This window comes from Lysobacter sp. GX 14042, from assembly GCF_021390425.1.
In the GTDB taxonomy this organism is placed as follows: Bacteria; Pseudomonadota; Gammaproteobacteria; order Xanthomonadales; family Xanthomonadaceae; genus Novilysobacter.
The window spans coordinates 47667-62513 of sequence record NZ_JAJUWY010000010.1 but is presented as its reverse complement, the minus strand read 5'-3'; the positions used below and the strand labels follow the sequence as shown (position 1 = coordinate 62513).

At 72.1% G+C, this 14847-nt stretch carries 16 protein-coding genes; all 16 read left to right on the top strand.

Annotated elements, in window-relative coordinates; translation table 11 throughout:
• The first annotated feature begins 615 nt into the window (after positions 1–615).
• The 16 genes from fliE to flhA all read left to right on the top strand — a co-directional run bounded on the left by fliE (position 616) and on the right by flhA (position 14819).
• The gene (gene fliE / locus LY625_RS12165; protein ID WP_233740577.1) at positions 616–993 is read left to right on the top strand and encodes a flagellar hook-basal body complex protein FliE; all 378 of its coding nucleotides are present in this window, start codon (positions 616–618) and stop codon (positions 991–993) included.
• A gap of 44 nt (positions 994–1037) precedes the next feature.
• Complete coding sequence (gene fliF / locus LY625_RS12160; protein ID WP_233740576.1) at positions 1038–2723, top strand: flagellar basal-body MS-ring/collar protein FliF; 1686 nt, start codon at positions 1038–1040, stop codon at positions 2721–2723.
• Between the two features lie 22 nt (positions 2724–2745).
• Positions 2746–3732, top strand: a complete 987-nt coding sequence (gene fliG, locus LY625_RS12155; protein WP_233740579.1) for a flagellar motor switch protein FliG — start codon at positions 2746–2748, stop codon at positions 3730–3732.
• The gene (locus LY625_RS12150; RefSeq protein ID WP_233740575.1) at positions 3729–4373 is read left to right on the top strand and encodes a FliH/SctL family protein; all 645 of its coding nucleotides are present in this window, start codon (positions 3729–3731) and stop codon (positions 4371–4373) included. Before fliG ends, LY625_RS12150 begins: the two co-directional genes overlap by 4 nt.
• Positions 4373–5782, top strand: a complete 1410-nt coding sequence (gene fliI / locus LY625_RS12145; RefSeq protein ID WP_233740574.1) for a flagellar protein export ATPase FliI — start codon at positions 4373–4375, stop codon at positions 5780–5782. Before LY625_RS12150 ends, fliI begins: the two co-directional genes overlap by 1 nt.
• Complete coding sequence (gene fliJ, locus LY625_RS12140; protein ID WP_233740573.1) at positions 5779–6225, top strand: flagellar export protein FliJ; 447 nt, start codon at positions 5779–5781, stop codon at positions 6223–6225. The genes fliI and fliJ overlap by 4 nt, the downstream gene beginning before the upstream one ends.
• Positions 6225–7298 (top strand): flagellar hook-length control protein FliK, encoded by a 1074-nt coding sequence (locus LY625_RS12135; protein ID WP_233740572.1) that lies wholly within the window; start codon positions 6225–6227, stop codon positions 7296–7298. The genes fliJ and LY625_RS12135 overlap by 1 nt, the downstream gene beginning before the upstream one ends.
• A gap of 140 nt (positions 7299–7438) precedes the next feature.
• Positions 7439–7936: a flagellar basal body-associated FliL family protein gene (locus tag LY625_RS13535; protein WP_233740571.1), complete on the top strand. Its 498-nt coding sequence runs from the start codon at positions 7439–7441 to the stop codon at positions 7934–7936.
• Positions 7937–7946: 10 nt separating this feature from the next.
• Positions 7947–8951: a flagellar motor switch protein FliM gene (gene fliM, locus LY625_RS12125; protein WP_233740562.1), complete on the top strand. Its 1005-nt coding sequence runs from the start codon at positions 7947–7949 to the stop codon at positions 8949–8951.
• Complete coding sequence (gene fliN / locus LY625_RS12120; RefSeq protein WP_233740560.1) at positions 8948–9310, top strand: flagellar motor switch protein FliN; 363 nt, start codon at positions 8948–8950, stop codon at positions 9308–9310. The genes fliM and fliN overlap by 4 nt, the downstream gene beginning before the upstream one ends.
• 5 nt (positions 9311–9315) lie before the next feature.
• A complete protein-coding gene (fliO, locus tag LY625_RS12115; RefSeq protein WP_233740558.1) occupies positions 9316–9666 on the top strand; it encodes a flagellar biosynthetic protein FliO in 351 nt (116 codons plus the stop codon).
• Positions 9666–10472 carry a flagellar type III secretion system pore protein FliP gene (gene fliP / locus LY625_RS12110; protein WP_233740556.1) on the top strand — a complete coding sequence of 269 codons (807 nt, stop codon included), beginning with the start codon at positions 9666–9668 and terminating at the stop codon, positions 10470–10472. The genes fliO and fliP overlap by 1 nt, the downstream gene beginning before the upstream one ends.
• 4 nt (positions 10473–10476) lie before the next feature.
• Entirely contained in the window at positions 10477–10746 is a 270-nt protein-coding gene (locus tag LY625_RS12105) for a flagellar biosynthetic protein FliQ (RefSeq protein WP_233740546.1), read from the top strand.
• A 54-nt stretch (positions 10747–10800) separates the two neighbouring features.
• Positions 10801–11541, top strand: a complete 741-nt coding sequence (gene fliR / locus LY625_RS12100; protein WP_233740578.1) for a flagellar biosynthetic protein FliR — start codon at positions 10801–10803, stop codon at positions 11539–11541.
• A 45-nt stretch (positions 11542–11586) separates the two neighbouring features.
• On the top strand, positions 11587–12744 hold the full coding sequence (gene flhB, locus LY625_RS12095; RefSeq protein WP_233740537.1) for a flagellar biosynthesis protein FlhB: 1158 nt from the start codon (positions 11587–11589) through the stop codon (positions 12742–12744).
• The gene (flhA, locus tag LY625_RS12090) at positions 12741–14819 is read left to right on the top strand and encodes a flagellar biosynthesis protein FlhA (RefSeq protein ID WP_233740531.1); all 2079 of its coding nucleotides are present in this window, start codon (positions 12741–12743) and stop codon (positions 14817–14819) included. Before flhB ends, flhA begins: the two co-directional genes overlap by 4 nt.
• The last annotated feature ends 28 nt before the right edge of the window (positions 14820–14847 follow it).

Below are 14847 nucleotides of genomic sequence, written 5' to 3'. Positions count from 1 at the left end.
GGTCCTTCGGATACGTCGCGGGGGAGCCGGCCGCCGGGGCGGGACGGGCCGCCCTCCTGACGGGCCTTCGGCCCTTTTTGAAGTCGGGCGGCCCGTCCCACCACGGCAGCCGGCTCCGGGCGGGTGTCGACGATTTCGGAGGCGCGCCTTCCGGAAAGTGCACCGTGGCCATGGCTCCCCGCGTGCGCGGGGATGACGGTGGAGGAGTGTTTGTGTGTGTGGTGAGCCCCACCACGTAGTCCGGGTAAGGCCGCAGGCCGCACCCGGGCCCCTGTCCTGTCACCAGGCCCGCACCACCGGGTAATGGGGGTGTTCCCGAAGCCCACACCCAGCCCCCGCAGGAGCAGCGTCACGAGTGGGAGACGGATGCTGCGAGGGGGGGGTGCGGAGAGCAGGCCATGGATGGCCTGCGCCGCGACTTAAAGGCATGGATGCCGTCAGGAGCGCGGAGCACCCCCCTCGCAGCAGCCGGCTCCCCCCGCGACCTCTCCGAAGCCCGAAAGTCCATGGATCCACGCGTGCGCGGGGATGACGGGGTGCCGGAAAGCCGCCACGGCGCCGTGGCACGCGAATTGCCTGTTCACCGGCAGTGAACCCAGGACCACGCACCCGGCCATGACCGACGGGATCTCCTCCATCCTCAGCCAGATCCGCGCCCACGAGATGCGCACGCATGGGCCGGGCGGCGATGCCGCGCCGGGCAAGGCGATCGACCCCGGCCTGCTCAATCCCGGCGCCTCGCGTGCCGGGGCGGTGCAGGGCGCCGAGGGGACCGGTTTCATGGAGACCCTCAACAAGGCGATCGACGGGGTCAGCGGGGCGCAGAACCACGCCGGGGCGATGCAGAAGGCCTTCGAGATGGGCGACCCCAACGCCGACCTGGCGCGGGTGATGGTGGCCATGCAGCAGTCGCAGGTGGCGTTCCGCGCCACCGTCGAGGTGCGCAACCGCATGGTCCAGGCCTACCAGGACGTGATGAACATGCCGGTGTGAGGCCCCGCCCCACCCGTCCCTTCGCCCTTTGACCGGCTGAACCCATGAGCGTCATTCCCTTCCCCAAGAACGCCGCCGAGAGCCTGAAGCAGCTCGGCCCCCTGCAGGAGATCCCGGTCGTCCGCCAGCTGGGCGTGTTCGCCATCGCGGCGGCGGCGATCGCGCTGGGGCTGTGGCTGTTCTTCTGGACCCAGAAGCCGGACTACGTGCCGGTGTTCGCCGGGCAGGATGCCCGGGCTTCGGCGGAGGCCTCGGACCTGCTGCGCGGGGCCAGCATCCCGTTCCGGATCGAGCCCGGCAACGGGGCGCTGGCGGTGCCCAGCGACCAGCTCGGGCCGGCGCGGCTGGCGCTCGCCGCCGCCGGGCTGCCGGGCGAGAACAGCACTGCCGGATTCGAATCCTTCCAGGGCGACCAGGGCTTCGGCACCAGCCAGTTCGTCGAGAGCGCGCGCTACCAGCACGCGATGGAAGTGGAGCTGGCGCGCACCATCGCCACCCTGCGCCCGGTGCGCGAGGCCCGCGTGCACCTGGCCATCCCCAAGCCCAGTGCGTTCACCCGCGAGCGCCAGCCGGCCTCGGCCTCGGTGGTGCTGAACATGGTCGGCGGGGCCGCGCTGGAGCGTGGCCAGGTCAATGCCATCGTGCACCTGGTCGCCAATTCGATCCCGATGCTGGCTCCGGACCGGGTCACGGTGGTCGACCACCTCGGGCGGATGCTGTCGGAGAGCGACCCCGACAGCGAGGACGCCATGGGCGCGCGCCGCTTCGAGCAGCAGCGCCGGCAGGAGAGCGTCTACGTCCAGCGCATCCAGGAGCTGCTGGCGCCGATGACCGGCCCCGGGCGGGTCAGCGCCCAGGTCAGCGTGGACATGGACTTCGCCGAAACCGAGCAGGCGCGCGAACAGTACGGGCCGGACGCGGGGATCGTGCGCAGCGAGCAGACCTCCGAGTCCAGCCAGGGCGGCCCGGCGCCGCCGTCCGGGGTGCCCGGGACCGCCAGCAACACCCCGGATGCGGTTGCGGCGGCGGGCGATGCGGCGATGGCTGCCGCCCCGGCCGACCCGCTGCCGGAGCCGGTCGCCACCGGCCCCAGCGCGCGCACCTCGGTGCGCAACTACGAAGTCGACCGCACCCTGACCCACACCCGCCAGGCGCCGGGCCGGATCAACCGCGTCACCGCGGCGGTCCTGGTCGACAACCTCCCCGGCGCGCCCGGCGCGGACGGCAAGCCCACCACCCGCCCGCTCACCGCCGAGCAGATCGCCCGCATCGAGAGCCTGGTCCAGCAGGCGGTCGGCTTCGATGCCCGCCGCGGCGACAGCGTCTCGGTGGTCAACGCCCCGTTCGCCCCGGTCGCCGGCGACGAGGTGCCGGCCGGGCCGCCGTTCTGGGAAAGCCCGCGCGCCCGTGAGCTGCTGCGGGTGGCCCTGGGCGGCATCGCCCTACTGGTGCTGATCCTGGCGGTGCTGCGCCCGGCGTTCCGCCAGATCCTCGGCCCGCGCGGACCGGCGAAGGCCACGCCACCGGTCGCGACCCTGGTCGAGGAGGACGAGGAGATCCCGGTGACCCTGTCGGCCACCCGCGAGCCCGCACCGGCCAAGCTGCGCGATGCCGCGGCCGACGCGGCGATGGATTTCGACGAGAAACTGCAGGTCGCCCGCACCGCGGTCGGCAACGATCCGCGCCGGGTCGCCAACGTGGTGCGCAGCTGGATGGAAAACGATGAGTGACAACCGCAGTGCACGTGAACCCCTGACCGGCGCCCAGCGCGCCGCGGTGGTCCTGCTCTCGCTGGGCGAGGCGCAGGCCGCCGAGGTGCTCAAGCACATGGGCCCGCGCGAGGTGCAGAAGCTGGGCATGGCGATGACCACGGTCAGCGCGGTCGCCCGCGACACCGTCACCCAGGTGTTCGACGACTTCGTCGATTCGCTGGCGCAGCCGGCGGCGATCGGCGCCGGCGCCGACGACTACATCCGCGCCGTGCTCACCCAGGCACTGGGCGAGGAGCGCGCCAGCAGCCTGATCGACCGCATCCTGGCCGGCCGCAACACCTCCGGCCTGGACACCCTGAAGTGGATGGACCCGCGGGCGATCGCCGAACTGGTGCGCAACGAGCACCCGCAGATCATCGCCATCGTGATGGCGCACCTGGACGAGGACCAGGCCGCCGAAGTGCTCAAGTGCCTGTCCGATCGGGTCCGGGCCGACGTCCTGCTGCGCATCGCGACCCTCGACGGCATCCCGCCCAACGCGCTGAACGAACTCAACGACGTGATGGCGCGCCAGTTCTCCGGCAACCAGAACCTGAAGTCCTCGGCGATCGGCGGGGTGCGGATGGCGGCCAACATCCTCAACTTCATGGATTCCGGCCAGGACGAGGTGATCCTTGAATCGATCAACCGCATCGACGAGCCGCTGGGCGCGCAGATCCGCGACCTGATGTTCGTCTTCGACAACCTGGCCGACCTCGACGACCGGGCGATCCAGACCGTGCTGCGCGAGATCTCCAGCGACCGGCTGGCGGTCGCGCTGCGCGGCGCGGAGGCCGGAGTGCGCAACAAGATCACCGCCAACATGTCCCAGCGTGCGGCCGAGATCCTGCTCGAGGACATGGACGCACGCGGACCGGTACGGCTGGCCGAGGTCGAGGCCGCGCAGAAGGAGATCCTCGCCGAAGTCCGCCGCATGGCCGACGCCGGCACCATCCAGCTGGCGGCCAAGCAGGAGGCCTTCGTATGAGCGCGGCCACCGCGCCGCAGCTGCAGGTGGTGCGCTGGACCGCACCGGACCTGGAGGCGCCACGACCGCCTCCCCGGCCCGAGCCGGAGCCGGAACCGCTTCCCGAGCCGCTCAGCGTCGAGGCACTGCAGGCGATGGAGGAGGCCGCGCGCGAGGAGGGCTACCGCAACGGTTACCAGACCGGCCACGCCGAAGGGCTGGCGACCGGCGAGGCCGAGGTGCGCCGCACCCTGGCCCAGATGCAGGGCATCCTGGACGGCTTCACCCGCCCGCTGGCCCGGCTGGAGGGCGAGGTCGCCGAGGCGCTGGGTGAACTGGCGGTACGCATCGCCGGCACCCTGCTCGGCCGCGCCTACAAGGCCGACCCGACCCTGCTCGCCGACCTGGTCCGCGAGGCGCTGGACACGGTCGGCAGCACTTCGCGCGAGATCGAACTGCGGCTGCACCCCGACGACCTCGGCACCCTGGCCCCGCACCTGGCGGGCCTGAGCGGGGTGCGGCTGACCGCCGATACCGCACTGGGACGGGGCGAGCTGCGCCTGCACAGCGAGAGCGTGCGGGTGGACGGCACCCTGGCCGCGCGCCTGCAGGGCTGCCTGGACGCGCTGGCCCAGGCCCAGCCGATCGAGGACGACGAATAATGGGCAACATCGCCGCCGAGCACTGGGAGGAACTGCGCAACCTGCGCCTGGCCGCCCGGCTGTCGCAGGCCCGCCTGCAGCCGCCGCCACTGGGCCTGGCCCGGGAAGGCGTGCTGCGCCGCGCGGTCGGCCTGACCCTGGAGGCCTCCGGCTGCAGCGCGCCGCTGGGCTCGCACGTGCGGGTGGAGACCGCCGGCGGGCGCTGGATCGATGCCGAGGTGGTCGGCTTCTCCGGCGAGCGCACGTTCCTGATGCCCACCGACGACATCGCCGGCCTGCTGCCCAACGCCCGGGTGATCAGCAGCCGCAAGCGCGGCGAGGTGGCCGTCGGCGAAGGCCTGCTGGGCCGGGTGATCGACAGTGACGGCGTGCCGCTCGACGGCCGCGGCCCGATCCGCCCGGACCGCTGGGTCGGGCTGGGCGGGGAAAGCATCAACCCGCTGATGCGCGAACCGATCACCCAGTCGCTGGACGTGGGCGTGCGCGCGATCAACGCGCTGCTGCCGATCGGCCGTGGCCAGCGCATCGGCCTGTTCGCCGGTTCCGGCGTCGGCAAGTCGACGCTGCTGGGGATGATGACCCGCTACACCAAGGCCGACGTGATCGTGGTCGGGCTGGTCGGCGAGCGTGGCCGCGAGGTGCGCGATTTTGTCGAGGCTACCCTCGGCGAGGACGGCATGCGCCGCTCGGTGGTGGTGGCCGCCCCGGCCGACCGGCCGCCGCTGGCACGGCTGCACGGCGCCCTGCGCGCCACCGCGATCGCCGAGTACTACCGCGACCAGGGCCTGGACGTGCTGCTGCTGATGGATTCGCTGACCCGCTACGCCCACGCCCAGCGCGAGATCGGCCTGTCGGTGGGCGAACCGCCGACCACCCGCGGCTACCCGCCCAGCGTGTTCGCACGCCTGCCGGCCCTGGTGGAACGGGCCGGCAACGGCGCCGACGGCAGCGGCTCGATCACCGCCTTCTACACCGTGCTGACCGAGGGCGACGACCAGCAGGAGCCGATCGCCGATGCCGCTCGGGCGATCCTCGACGGCCACATCGTGCTGACCCGGCGCATCGCCGATTCCGGCCAGTACCCGGCGATCGACGTCGAGGTTTCGGTCAGCCGGGTGATGCAGGACATCACCGACGCGCCGTGGCGCGCCCGCATCCGCAAGCTCAAGCAGCTGATGGTGGCCTACAACACCCAGCGCGACCTGATCGCCATCGGCGCCTACCAGCGCGGCAGCGACCCGGTGGTCGACGAGGCGCTGGCGCGCTGGCCGGCGATCCAGGCCTTCCTCGGCCAGGACGTCGCCGAGGCCGCCGATGTCGAGTCCAGCCGGGCCGCGCTGGCCACCCTGCTCGACGACCGTCCCGCCAACCCCGAAGCCGCGCCTGCCGCGCAGGAGAGCCTCCGATGACCCGATCGCAACGCCTGCAGCCCCTGCTCAGGGTGAAGCAGCAGAACCAGGACGAGGCCGCGCGCGAGCTGGCCAGCCGCGAGCAGGCGCTCGCCGAGCAGCAGTCCCGGCTCGAGGCGCTGCGCCAGTACGCCGACGAGTACGCACTGGTCGGCGACGGCAGCGTCACCAACCCGGCCCTGCTGGCCAACCGGCTGGCCTTCCGCGCCCGGCTCGACCAGGCGATCGTCCAGCAGAGCCGCGCGGTCGATACCAGCCGCGAGCACAGCGAGGTCGAGCGCGCCCGGCTGATGCTGGCCAGCCGCGAGACCCACGTGCTGGAGAAGCTTTCGGCCAGCTACCACGCCGACGAGGTCCGGGCCGCCGAGCAGCGCACCCAGCGCGAGCTCGACGACCTCGGTGCCCGGCGCCGGGTGGCCGCCGGGCAGGATCCGTCACCGTGATGGCCGGGGCGGTTCCCGCTGGCGGTGCGTCGCCGGCGGCCGCCAGGCCCGCGGCCGGAAAGCCGGAGGGCGGCGGTGGCGCCGGGCGCGGCGAAACCGGCGGCTTCGCCGCGCTGCTGGATGGCGCCCGTGGACCCGGCGCGGAGCCCGGCGCGGACGCGGCGGCCGAACCCCGCGCCGCCCTTGCTGCCGCGAGCGAAGGCGGACGCGAGCCCGATGATGGCGACGGCGACGACCCGCCGTCCGCCCACGCCGATGCCGTGGACCTGGCCGGGAACATCCTGGCGCTGATCGGCGTGGCCTTTCCGGAGCCCGCCTCCGCCGCCGGGTCCGCGCCGGCGCCCGACGACGGCGCCCCGGCCGGAGCGCCTGCGACCCGGCCCGGCCTGCCGCTTCCCGGCCAGCCCACCGCCACGGGCACGACGCTCGCGGACGTCCGGGCCGGTGACAACGCCGCGCTGGCACCCGCGACGGGCCCGGCTGCCGGAGCCGACGCCGGCGCGTTGCCGACGTTGCCGGACCTGGCCGCGGCGGCCGCCACCGCCCCCGATGCGGATCCGGGGGTCGCGGCCAGCCTGGCGACGGGCCAGTCCGCCGCGCCGGCACGCGTCCCGGCGCCGATGCCGGTCGCCCTGGCGGCGCCGATGGCGATGCCGGCCGATCCGGACGGTGGCTTCGACGACGGCCTCGGCGCCCGGATCGGCTGGCTGGCCGGCCAGCAGCTCGGACGCGCCGAGATCCGGCTCAATCCCGAGCACCTGGGCGTGGTCGACGTGCGCCTGGACCTCGACGGCGACCGGGTGAGCGTGGAACTCGCCTCGGCCAGCCAGGACGTGCGCCACGCGCTCGAGGCCAGCCTGGTCCGCCTGCGCGAGATGCTCGGCCAGCAGGGACTGGAACTGGCACGCGCCGACGTGGGTGCGGGACAACAACGCGGTGGCGGCAGCGGCAACCAGGGCGGGGCACCGGCCGGCGACGCCGCTGTCCGGGATGGCCCGGACCAACCGGCCGGCGACGCCCCGGCCACCGCGATCCCGCTGCACCGCCAGGGCCTGCTCGACGAATACGCCTGACGTCAAAGCCCCGGCACCGGCGCCGGGCCGGGCCTCGTCAAAGCGCTGACACCGCCCGTTTTCCGTGCGCCCGGTCACGCTGGCGCTTCCGGCACGCGGATTGCAGGACTCCGGCACACCTGATCCACCGGAGTTGTCGCGTGTCCAAGCAGGCCCCCGCCCCCAAGTCCAGCAAGCTGCCCTGGATCCTCGTCGTCGTGCTGCTCGTCGCCCTGGCCGGGACCGGCATCTGGGCGTGGCTTTCGCGCGCCAATGCCAACCCGGCTCCCGAGGTGGCGGCCGATGCACCGGTGGAGGGCGCCAGCGGCGGCAAGCGCGGCCCGGCGATCTACTTCCCGCTGGACCCGGCCTTCGTGGTCAACCTGGCCGACCCGGATTCGGTGCGCTATCTGCAAGCCGACGTCCAGCTGATGACCCGCGACCCGGCCACCGCCGCCGCCATCGAACTGCACGCACCGGCGATCCGCAACCGCCTGCTGCTGATGTTCGGCCAGCACACCGCCGACCAGCTGTCCCAGCGCGCGGCCAAGGAGCGGCTGCAGGACAGTGGCCGCGACGAGGTCCGCGCACTGCTCAAGGCCGAGGGCGCGCCGGCCGGCGTCGAGGCGCTGTACTTCACCAGCTTCGTCACCCAGTAAGGCGCGCCCGATGAGCTCCGACCTGCTTTCCCAGGACGAGATCGATGCCCTGCTGCACGGCGTCGATTCCGGCGCCGTTGACGTCGAAGACGAGGCCCCGGAACCCGGCGAGGCCCGCAACTACGACTTCACCAGCCAGGACCGGATCATCCGCGGCCGGATGCCGACCCTGGAGATGATCAACGAGCGCTTCGCCCGCACCTGGCGGGTCGGACTGTTCAACCTGCTGCGGCGCTCGGCCGACCTGTCGGTGCGCGGCGTGGACCTGATGCGCTTCGGCGAGTACATCCACTCGCTGCAGGTGCCGACCAACATCAACCTGGTGCGGATGAAGCCGCTGCGCGGCACCGCGCTGGTGCTGTTCGAGCCGCGGCTGGTGTTCACCGTGGTCGACAACTTCTTCGGCGGGTCGGGCAAGTACCACACCCGGATCGAGGGCCGCGAGTTCACCCCCACCGAGATGCGGGTGATCCAGCTGCTGCTCCGGCAGACCTTCGCCGACCTCACCGAGGCCTGGGCGCCGGTGATGCCGGTCGAGTACGAGTACCTCAACTCCGAGGTCAATCCGCACTTCGCCAACATCATCAGCCCGCGCGAGTACATCGTGGTCAGCCGTTTCCACGTCGAACTGGAGGGCGGCGGCGGCGAGTTCCATGTCTCCATCCCGTACTCGATGCTCGAGCCGATCCGCGAGCAGCTCGACGCCGGCCTGCAGAGCGACCGGGTCGAGCGCGACGAGGGCTGGACCCGCGCCATGCGCGAGCAGCTGCTGGACGCGAAGGTCGAGCTGACCAGCGCCCTGGCGCGCCGCGAGATCACCCTGGGCGAGCTGTGCCGGCTGAAGGTCGGCGACGTGATCCCGATCGACCTGCCCGAGGCGGTGAGCCTGGAGGTGGAGCGCACCCCGGTGTTCACCGGCCGCTTCGGCACCCACAACGGCTGCAACGCGGTGAAGGTCACCGCCGTGCGCCCGCCACGCAACGTCCCCGACCTCAAGGAGCTCGTGAAGCAATGAGCCAGACCGACACCCAGGACATGGAAACGCCCCTGATGGAAGACCCGACCCCGCGGGCGTCCTTCGACGACCTGACCGCCGACCCCAGCGGCGCCCCCGAGCTGAACCTGGACGTGATCCTCGACGTCCCGGTCTCGCTGTCGCTGGAGGTGGGCCGGGCGAAGATCCCGATCCGCAACCTGCTGCAGCTCAACCAGGGCTCGGTGGTGGAACTGGAGCGTGGCGCCGGCGACCCGCTGGACGTCTACGTCAACGGCACCCTCATCGCGCAGGGCGAGGTGGTGGTGGTCAACGACCGATTCGGCGTGCGCCTGACCGACGTGGTCAGCCCGTCGGAGCGCATCAAGCGACTGCGGTGAGCGCGGTGGAAAGCACTGCAACGGCGGCCTCCGGCGCCGGCTCCCTCGGTGGCGCCCTGGTCGCGCTGCTGCTGGTGGTCGGGCTGATCCTCGGCCTGGCCTGGCTGGCCAGGCGCGTGCCGGGCATCGGCGCGGCGGCGGGCAACCGGCACCTGAAGCTGGTCGGCTCGCTGTCCATCGGCCCGCGCGAGCGGGTGGTGGTGGTCGACGTCGGCGGCACCCAGCTGTTGCTGTCCACCGGCCCTGGCGGCACCCGCACCCTGCACACCCTGGAGCAGCCGCTGCCGGACGCCGGAGGCACGGCGCCCTCCCCCTTCGCGCAGGTGCTTGCGCAGCATTTCGGAAAGAAGAAGTGATGGACACGCGTGCCCCCTGGCTGCTGGCGTTGCTCGCCGGCCTGGCCCTGATGCTGCTGGCCGCCGGCCCCGCCTGGGCGCAGGCCGCCCCCGAGGCCGCCGCGCAGGCGGCCGCGGCCAGCCAGCCGATGCCGGCCCTGCCCGACGTGACCGTCGGCAACATCGGCGGCGAGCCGGTCAGCCTGCCGCTGCAGGTGCTGCTGCTGATGACCGGCATCACCCTGCTTCCGGCGGCGCTGCTTGGCCTGACCGCGTTCACCCGGATCATCATCGTGCTGGGGCTGCTGCGGCAGGCCCTGGGCACCGGCCAGACCCCGTCCAACCAGGTGCTGCTGGCACTGGCGCTGTTCCTGACGGTGATGGTGATGATGCCGGTGTTCGACACCGCCTGGGTCGCCGGCATCTCGCCCTACCTCAACGACGAGATGGAGTTCCGCCAGGCCTGGACGGCGGCGCTGGAGCCGTTCCGCGGCTTCATGCTGGCCCAGGTGCGCGAGAACGACCTGATGACCTTCGCCAACCTGTCGGGCACCGGGCCCTACGCCACCGGGCAGGACGTGCCGTTCGGCGTGCTGGCGGCCTCGTTCCTGACCAGCGAGCTCAAGACCGCGTTCGAGATCGCCTTCCTGGTCTACATCCCGTTCGTGATCATCGACCTGGTGGTGGCCAGCGTGCTGATGTCGATGGGCATGATGATGCTCTCGCCGATGCTGATCTCCGCCCCCTTCAAGATCCTGCTGTTCGTGCTGGTGGACGGCTGGATGCTGGTGGTCGGCTCGCTGGCCGCCAGCTTCAACCTGGTATAGCGCCATGAGCCCGGAAACCGCCGTCACCGAGATCAGCCGCGGCCTGCAGATGGCACTGATGCTCGCCGCCCCGCCGCTGCTGGCCGTGCTGGTGATCGGCGTGGTGGTCGGCATCATCCAGGCCGCCACCCAGGTCAACGAGCAGACCATTGGCTTCGTCGCCAAGGCGATCGCGCTGGCCGCGGTGCTGGCGCTGACCGGGCACTTCCTGCTGGGCCGCATGGTGGCCTTCACCACCGAGCTGTTCCACCGGATCCCGCACCTGATCGGCTGAGCCAGCGTGGACCCGGTAACCGCCGCCACCGTGGACGGGCTCGACCTGTTCGGCATGCTCGGCACGGTGCTGTGGCACCTGCTGCGCATCGGCGCCGCGTTGCAGGTGCTGCCGGTGATCGGCGGCCAGGGCATGCCGATGCGGGCCCGGCTGATCGTCGCCGTGGCGCTGTCGGCGGCGGTCTCGACGGTGCTGCCGGCACCGCCGGTGGCGGCCCTGGATGCCTTCACGGTGCTCAGCGTCGCCCGGGAGATGGCGGTCGGGATCGCCATTGGCCTGGTTCTGCGGCTGGCCTTCGAGGCCGGACGGCTGGCCGGCGAGCTGATCAGCCAGGGCATGGCGCTGTCGATGGCCACCCTGGCCGACCCGCTCAGCGGGGCCTCCTCGACCGTGCTGTCGCAGTGGTTCTACCTGATGTTCGCGCTGCTGTTCTTCACCGTGGACGGGCACCTGGCGCTGGTCGAGCTGCTGGCCGACAGCTACCGCACCCTGCCGATCGGTACCGCCCTGCCCGACCCGATGTACCTGGCCTCGGCCTTGCCGGTGTTCTTCTCCACCGTGCTGCGCACCGGCGTGTTGCTGGCCCTGCCGGTGATGATGGCGCTGCTGGCCTCCAACCTGGCCTTCGGCGTGCTCTCGCGCGCGGCCGCCGCGCTGAACCCGATCGTCATCGGCATCCCGGTCGCGCTGCTGGTCGGGCTGGTGCTGGTCAGCTTCGCGGCACGGGAAATGCAGGCACCCGTCGAAGCCCTGTTCCAGGACGCCTTCCTGGCAGCGCGCGCACTCACCGCCTGACGCCCGGCCCCGCCCGGGCGGCACGCCCGAACCGGAGGCCGACCGATGTCGCAGGATGCAGATCGCGCGGACCGCACCGAAGAACCCACCGAAAAACGCCTGCGCGAGGCACGCGAGAAGGGCGATGTCCCGCGCTCGCGCGAGCTGGCCAACCTGGCCGTGCTGGGCATGACCGCGGTCGCGCTACTGGCACTGGCGCCGGCGATCGGCACGGCATCGCAGGACTGGCTGCACAACGCGTTGAGCGTCGACCCGGCACTGCTGGGCCGCCCGGAACGGCTGGCCGGGCACTTCGCGCGGCTGCTCGCCGGCCTGATGCTGCCGGTGCTGCCGGTGCTGGGCATCGCGCTGCTGGCCTGCCTGGTCTCGCCGGCGGTGATGGGCGGGCTGCGCTGGGCGTCCAAGTCGCTGCAGCCCGACTTCAAGCGGCTCAACCCGGCCAGCGGCCTGAAGCGGATCTACGGCAAGGACGGGCTGGTCGAGCTGCTGCGCTCGCTGCTGCGCGTGCTGCTGGTGGCCGGGGTCGGCGCGACGGTGATCGGCGCCGGCATGTCGCGCCTGCTGGCCATCCCCAGGATGAGCCTGGAAGGGGCGATCGGCACCGGGCTGGACATCACCTCGACCACGCTGCTGGCGATCGTCGGCTCGCTGGCCCTGCTCGCGGCGATCGACGTGCCGTGGCAGAAGTTCCAGCACCGCAGCAAGCTGAAGATGACCAAGCAGGAGATCCGCGACGAGCTCAAGCAGACCGAGGGCAACCCGGAGATCAAGGGACGGATGCGCCAGGTCGCCCGCCAGCTGTCGCAGCGCCGGATGATGGAAGCGGTGCCGGCGGCGGACGTGGTGGTGACCAACCCCACCCACTACGCGGTCGCGCTCAAGTACGACTCCGGGACCATGCGCGCCCCGCGGGTGGTCGCCAAGGGCGTGGACGAGATGGCCCTGCGGATCCGCGAAATCGCCGGCCAGCACCGGGTGGCGGTGGTCGAGGCGCCGCCGCTGGCACGCGCCTTGTATAGGCAGGCGCAGGTCGACCAGGAGATCCCGGTGAAGCTGTACGCCGCCGTTGCGCAGGTGCTGTCCTACCTCTACCAGTTGCGCCACTGGAATCCCGGCCATGGGGCCGCGCCGACACTCGAGCAGCCCGACCTCGGAGCCGAGGGCGCACCCGACGCCGATGCCGCTCCCGGGGCCGCGCGATGAGCGCCCAGGTGCAGCGCCCGACCGCCGGCAACGTCTTGGCGGCGGTACGCGGCGGGATGGCCGCCCCGGTGGTGGTGATGGCGCTGCTGGCGATGGTCGTGGTGCCGCTGCCGACGCCACTGCTCGACGCGCTGTTCACCATCAACATCGCGCTGTCGCTGGTGGTGATGCTGGCGGTGGTCTACGTCAGGCGTCCGCTGGAATTCTCGATCTTCCCCTCGGTGCTGCTGATGGTCACGATGCTGCGCCTGGCGCTGAACGTGGCGTCCACCCGGGTGGTGCTGCTGCACGGCCATGAAGGCCCCGGCGCGGCCGGCAAGGTGATCGAGTCGTTCGGCAACTTCGTGGTCGGCGGCAGCTTCGCGGTCGGCATCGTGGTGTTCGCGATCCTGACCATCATCAACTTCGTGGTGGTCACCAAGGGCTCCGGGCGGATCTCCGAGGTCTCCGCGCGCTTCGTGCTGGACTCGATGCCCGGCAAGCAGATGGCGATCGACGCCGACCTCAACGCCGGCCTGCTCAGCCGCGAGGACGCCACCGCACGCCGCCAGGAGGTCGCCGCCGAGGCCGACTTCTACGGCTCGATGGACGGTGCCAGCAAGTTCGTCCGCGGCGACGCCATCGCCGGGCTGCTGATCCTGTTCGTGAACGTCATCGGCGGGCTGCTGATCGGCACCCTGCAGCACGGCATGCCGTTCGGCCAGGCGGCCGAGGTCTACACCCTGCTGACCATCGGCGACGGCCTGGTGGCGCAGCTGCCCGGCCTGCTGGTGTCCACCGCGGTGGCGATGCTGGTCACCCGCGCCAGCCGCGAGCAGGAGATGGGCGAGGCGGTCGGCCAGCAGGTGTTCGGCCACAAGCGCGCGCTGATCGTCGCCGCCACCCTGCTGGGCATCATCGGCGTGGTGCCGGGCATGCCCAACCTGCCCTTCCTGCTGCTGGCCGCCGCGCTTGGCTACGCCGCCTGGAAACTGCACCGCAAGGAGCAGGCCGCAGCAGCCGGGCCCGCCGAGCCCGCGGCCGCGTCGGGGGAGCCCTCGCAGCTCCCTGAGCTGAGCTGGGACGAGGTCCGCCCGGTCGAGCCGCTGGCACTGGAGGTCGGCTACAAGCTGATCGCGCTGGTCGACAAGAACCAGGGCGGCGAGCTGCTGGCCCGGCTCAAGGGCATCCGCCGCAAGCTGACCCAGGACCTGGGCTTCCTGATCCCGGCCGTGCACGTGCGCGACAACCTCGAACTGGCGCCGGGGCAGTACCGGTTGCTGGTGCACGGGGTGCCGGTCGCCACCGGCGAGCTGCACCCGGACCGCGACCTGGCGCTGGACCCCGGCCAGGTGTTCGGGCCGCTCGACGGCATCCCCGGCAAGGACCCGGCCTTTGGCCTGGACGCGGTGTGGATCGCCCCGTCGCAGCGCGCGCACGCCGAGTCGCTGGGCTACACCGTGGTCGACGCCGCCACCGTGGTCGCCACCCACCTCTCGCACGTGGTCCGCGAGCGCGCAACCGAGCTGCTCGGCCACGACGAGGTCCAGCACCTGCTCGACAGCGTCGGCAAGACGACACCGAAGCTCGTCGAGGATTTGACGCCCAAGCTGCTGCCGCTCTCCACGGTGGTGCGGGTGTTGCAGTCACTGCTCGCCGAGAAGGTGCCGCTGCGGCAGATGCGGCAGATCGTCGAGGCGCTGCTGGAGCACGGCGCCCACACCCAGGACGCGGCCGTCCTCACCGCCGCGGTCCGCACCGCGCTGGGCCGGTTCATCGTCCAGGAGATCAACGGCATGGGCCCGGAGCTGCCGGTCTACACCCTGGCGCCGGCACTGGAACGGGTATTGCAGGACTCGGTCAGCGGCAACGGTGCCGCGCTGGAACCCGGACTGGCCGAACGCCTGCACCACAACCTCAGCGAGTGCGTCACCCAGCAGGAAGGCCGCGGCGAGCCGGCGGTGCTGCTGGTTCCCGGGGCGATCCGCCCCACGCTCTCGCGACTGGTGCGGCACAGCGTTCCCGCCCTTTCGGTCCTGGCCTACGGCGAGGTCCCCGAGGACAAGCGCCTGCGGCTGGTCGGATCGGTCGGTTGATGCCGCCGCTCCGGTGAACAGCACGATG

Coding starts and splice junctions, on each gene's coding strand:
- fliE (WP_233740577.1), top strand. CDS start 616: ATGACCGACGGGATCTCCTCCATCCTCAGCCAGATCCGCGCCCACGAG.
- fliF (WP_233740576.1), top strand. CDS start 1,038: ATGAGCGTCATTCCCTTCCCCAAGAACGCCGCCGAGAGCCTGAAGCAG.
- LY625_RS12150 (WP_233740575.1), top strand. CDS start 3,729: ATGAGCGCGGCCACCGCGCCGCAGCTGCAGGTGGTGCGCTGGACCGCA.
- fliI (WP_233740574.1), top strand. CDS start 4,373: ATGGGCAACATCGCCGCCGAGCACTGGGAGGAACTGCGCAACCTGCGC.
- fliJ (WP_233740573.1), top strand. CDS start 5,779: ATGACCCGATCGCAACGCCTGCAGCCCCTGCTCAGGGTGAAGCAGCAG.
- LY625_RS12135 (WP_233740572.1), top strand. CDS start 6,225: ATGGCCGGGGCGGTTCCCGCTGGCGGTGCGTCGCCGGCGGCCGCCAGG.
- fliM (WP_233740562.1), top strand. CDS start 7,947: ATGAGCTCCGACCTGCTTTCCCAGGACGAGATCGATGCCCTGCTGCAC.
- fliN (WP_233740560.1), top strand. CDS start 8,948: ATGAGCCAGACCGACACCCAGGACATGGAAACGCCCCTGATGGAAGAC.
- fliP (WP_233740556.1), top strand. CDS start 9,666: ATGGACACGCGTGCCCCCTGGCTGCTGGCGTTGCTCGCCGGCCTGGCC.
- LY625_RS12105 (WP_233740546.1), top strand. CDS start 10,477: ATGAGCCCGGAAACCGCCGTCACCGAGATCAGCCGCGGCCTGCAGATG.
- fliR (WP_233740578.1), top strand. CDS start 10,801: ATGCTCGGCACGGTGCTGTGGCACCTGCTGCGCATCGGCGCCGCGTTG.
- flhB (WP_233740537.1), top strand. CDS start 11,587: ATGTCGCAGGATGCAGATCGCGCGGACCGCACCGAAGAACCCACCGAA.
- flhA (WP_233740531.1), top strand. CDS start 12,741: ATGAGCGCCCAGGTGCAGCGCCCGACCGCCGGCAACGTCTTGGCGGCG.